5 protein-coding genes are annotated in these 3,556 nt (G+C 65.0%); all 5 read left to right on the forward strand.

The genetic code is table 11. The features are described from left to right. Nucleotides 1–134 precede the first annotated feature (134 nt). The 5 genes from ABE456_RS28285 to ABE456_RS28305 all read left to right on the forward strand — a co-directional run bounded on the left by ABE456_RS28285 (nucleotide 135) and on the right by ABE456_RS28305 (nucleotide 3,442). Entirely contained in the window at nucleotides 135–755 is a 621-nt protein-coding gene (locus tag ABE456_RS28285) for a dihydrofolate reductase family protein (RefSeq protein ID WP_346646873.1), read from the forward strand. Between the two features lie 71 nt (nucleotides 756–826). After that, nucleotides 827–1,372 (forward strand): lipocalin family protein, encoded by a 546-nt coding sequence (locus ABE456_RS28290; protein ID WP_346646874.1) that lies wholly within the window; start codon nucleotides 827–829, stop codon nucleotides 1,370–1,372. A gap of 85 nt (nucleotides 1,373–1,457) precedes the next feature. Then, a complete protein-coding gene (locus tag ABE456_RS28295) occupies nucleotides 1,458–1,904 on the forward strand; it encodes an NUDIX hydrolase (protein WP_346646877.1) in 447 nt (148 codons plus the stop codon). Nucleotides 1,905–1,920: 16 nt separating this feature from the next. Beyond that, the gene (locus tag ABE456_RS28300; RefSeq protein WP_346646875.1) at nucleotides 1,921–2,880 is read left to right on the forward strand and encodes a ribonuclease Z; all 960 of its coding nucleotides are present in this window, start codon (nucleotides 1,921–1,923) and stop codon (nucleotides 2,878–2,880) included. A 34-nt stretch (nucleotides 2,881–2,914) separates the two neighbouring features. Further along, the gene (locus ABE456_RS28305) at nucleotides 2,915–3,442 is read left to right on the forward strand and encodes an AAA family ATPase (protein WP_346646876.1); all 528 of its coding nucleotides are present in this window, start codon (nucleotides 2,915–2,917) and stop codon (nucleotides 3,440–3,442) included. Nucleotides 3,443–3,556: the final 114 nt, after the last annotated feature.

Here is a 3,556-nt window from a genome sequence, read left to right on the forward strand (position 1 = left end):
GCGCAGCCCTTTCGCGACACAAGGCCGCTCCTTCAGAAGTACTGTACCTCTTTCGAGACCTGTGTCGATTCTGCCCGCTGCCATTCGACTATCCCATGCCCACAGCCACCCCGGCTGCCATCAGGAGAGTCCCCATGCGCAAACTCATCGTAGCCGCGTTCATCAGCCTCGACGGCGTCATGCAGGCCCCCGGCGGCCCGCAGGAAGACACCAGCGGCGGCTTCACCTATGGCGGCTGGATCGTGCCCTATGCCGAGGAAGTGTTCGGCCAGGCCATGCAAGCGCTGTTCAGCCAACCCTTCGAGCTGCTGCTGGGCCGGCGTACCTACGACATCTTTGCCGGCTACTGGCCAAAGATAAAAGACAGCTCGGAAGACTTCTCTATCGCCAACCTGTTCAACAGCGTGCCCAAGCACGTGGCCACTCACACCCCCGCTACCCTCGACTGGCACAACAGCCACGCTCTGGGCGCGGACATCTGCGCAGCAGTGCGTACACTGAAGCAGCAGGCGGGCGCCAACCTGCTGACCCAGGGCAGCGCCGAACTGGTGCAGCAACTGCTGGCGGCAGACCTGGTCGATGAACTGCTACTGCTGATCCACCCACTGCTGCTCGGCCCCGGTAAGCGCCTGTTCGGCAACGATGCAGCGGCGGCCTTCACCCTGCAACACTCGCAGGTTTCGCCCAAGGGCGTGGTCATCGCCCGTTACGTGCGCGCAGGCCAGGTGCAGACCGGTTCGTTCGACGAGGCGTAACCGCGTACAACTTTTGCCCCGTGCCGGCATCGAATCACAGGTAAGCCCCATCCGCTTCAAGGAGGTCGACCATGGCGCTGCGCACCACGCTGCTATTTTCCTGCATGACCCTGGCCCTGCTCGGCTGCGCCGGCAACGATCACCCGACGCCGCCACGCACCCAGCAGGTGGACCTGCAACGCTACCAGGGCACCTGGTACGAACTGGCACGGCTGCCGATGTTTTTCCAGCGCAACTGCGCACAGTCCGAGGCGCACTATGGCCTGCGCACAGATGGCCGCATCGACGTGACCAACCGCTGCCAGGAGAAGGGCGGCCAGTGGAATGAAGCCAAGGGCATCGCCGAAGCCCAGCAAGCGGGCAGCACCGACAAGCTGTGGGTGCGCTTCGACAACTGGTTCAGCCGCCTCGCGCCTGACCTGACCAAGGGTGAGTACTGGGTGCTGTACCACGACAAGGACTACCGCGTGGCCTTGGTCGGCCACCCCAACCGCGAGTACCTGTGGTTGCTTTCGCGCACGCCTGCGGTCACCGGCCAGCAGCGCGAACAGCTGCTGACGATTGCCCGCGAACAAGGCTACGACACCAGCAAGCTGATCTGGCGGCAGGCCGAGTAGCGGGCCATCGACGGCATGCGGCAATCAGGCTAAGGTGTGCGCCCTTTTTCGCCTCGAAGGAACGAGCCCGTTGAGTACTCAGCCACTGCCAGCACCGCGTATCCGTTTTCTCGCCCTGTGCGTGTTCCATCACCAGGGCAAGATTTTGGTCAACGTGTTCGACGACCCGGCCACCGGCCAGACACTGTGCCGCCCGCTGGGTGGCGGTATCGAGTTCGGTGAACTGGGCCGCGACGCCATCGCCCGGGAAATCGACGAAGAACTGGGCCAACCGATCAGCGATGTGCGCCTGCTTGGTACCTTGGAGAGCCTGTTCAGCTATGCCGGGAAGGCCGGGCATGAGATTGTGCAGGTGTACGACGCGCGCTTCGCCGATGCCAGCCTGTACCAGCAAGACTGGCTGGACGGCCATGAGTCCAACGGCAGCCCGTTCCGCGCCCGCTGGTGCGACAGCGCCGATTTCGCGCGCATTGGCCCACTGGTGCCGCAAGGGCTGCAGGCATTGCTGCGCGACCTGTCGCTGCTGGGCTGAAACAAGGAACCTAACCATGGACCTGCTGTTTCTGGGCACCTCCGCCGGCGTGCCGACCAAGGCACGCAATGTCAGCGCCACCGCCGTGATCGAATCCAGTGGCAGCCACTGGTACCTGGTCGACTGCGGCGAAGGCACCCAGCACCAGCTGCTGCATACGCCACTGTCGATCCGCGACCTGCGGGCGATTTTCATCACCCACGTGCATGGCGACCATTGCTTCGGCCTGCCCGGTCTGCTGGCCAGCGCCGGCATGAGCGGGCGCACCCAACCGCTGGAGCTTATCCTGCCCGCCGCGCTGCACGGCTGGGTACGCCAGGGCCTGGTGGCCAGCGACACCTTCCTGCCGTTCGAGCTGCGCCTGCTGGCCGTGGAAGACCTGGTGCAATGGCACAGCGACGCCCTGCAGGTGAGCACCGTGCAGCTGTCACACCGGGTGCCGAGCGTGGGCTTCGTGTTCACCGAACGCAACCCCGAACCGCGCCTGGACATCCCGCGCCTGGAAGCCGAAGGCATACCGCGCGGCCCGCTGTGGGGCGACCTGGCCAAGGGCCTGGCGGTGCAGCATGGCGGGCGGTTGCTGAACGGCATCGACTACCTGCGCCCCTCGCGCCCACCACGGCGGGTTATCGTGTGCGGGGACAACGACAACCCCGAACTGCTGGCTGGCGCCGCCAAAGGCGCGGATGTGCTGGTACACGAAGCCACCTTCACCCAGGCGGTGGTCGAGCGCAGCGGGGTTACCTTCGGCCACAGCACCGCAGCTGCGGTGGCGCGCTTTGCCGAAGCTGCAGGTGTGCGCAACCTGGTACTGACGCACTTCAGTGCCCGCTACCAGAACGACCCACGGCGCAGCCCGAGCATCAACGATGTGCGTGCCGAAGCGCTGGCCCACTACAGCGGCCAGTTGCTCCTGGCGCAGGACCTGCAGCGCTATCACATTGGCCGTGATGGCTGTCTTGAACCGGCGGGATGAATTAGCATGGCCGGTTTTCCAAAAGGACTTGGCCATGCAACGCATCGTGATTCTGGGCAACGCTGGCAGTGGCAAATCGACCCTGGCCCGACAGATCGGCGAACGTCTGGGCACTCCGGTGGTGCACCTCGACACCTTGTTCTGGGAGGCCGGCTGGGTAGAGCCAGATGCCGAAACCTTCCGCACACGGGTACGTGATGCGGTGGCCGGGGAAGCCTGGGTGTGCGAGGGCAACTATTCCCGGCGCACGTTCGACTTGCGCTTGCCGCGGGCGGACCTGGTGATCTGGCTGGATACGCCACGGCTGACCTGCCTGAAACGGGTGATTATGCGCAGCGTGCTGAAACGGCCACGGCCGGACATGCCGGCGGGGTGCAAGGAGCGGCTGGACCGGGCGTTTCTGGAGTTCCTGAAGTTTGTGTGGACGTTTGACCAGGGGTATCGGCCAGGGATCGAAGCGAACCGCCAGGACGTCGGGCCACAAGTGCCAGTGGTGCATTTGCGCGGTGGGCGGCAGATTGCGGCATTTCTGGCGAGCCTTACCCAGCCGCTACCTGCCTGACCAAAGTAGCGCGGTCCCCCATTTGTGGGAGCGGCCTTGTGTCGCGAAAGGGCCGCACAGCGGCCCCAGCGATATCAGCGTTGACCCCAAGATCCTGGGGCCGCTGCGCAGCCC

This window comes from Pseudomonas sp. TWI929, from assembly GCF_039673335.1.
Lineage (GTDB): Bacteria > Pseudomonadota > Gammaproteobacteria > Pseudomonadales > Pseudomonadaceae > Aquipseudomonas.

Coding starts and splice junctions, on each gene's coding strand:
- ABE456_RS28290 (WP_346646874.1), top strand. CDS start 827: ATGGCGCTGCGCACCACGCTGCTATTTTCCTGCATGACCCTGGCCCTG.
- ABE456_RS28305 (WP_346646876.1), top strand. CDS start 2,915: ATGCAACGCATCGTGATTCTGGGCAACGCTGGCAGTGGCAAATCGACC.
- ABE456_RS28285 (WP_346646873.1), top strand. CDS start 135: ATGCGCAAACTCATCGTAGCCGCGTTCATCAGCCTCGACGGCGTCATG.
- ABE456_RS28300 (WP_346646875.1), top strand. CDS start 1,921: ATGGACCTGCTGTTTCTGGGCACCTCCGCCGGCGTGCCGACCAAGGCA.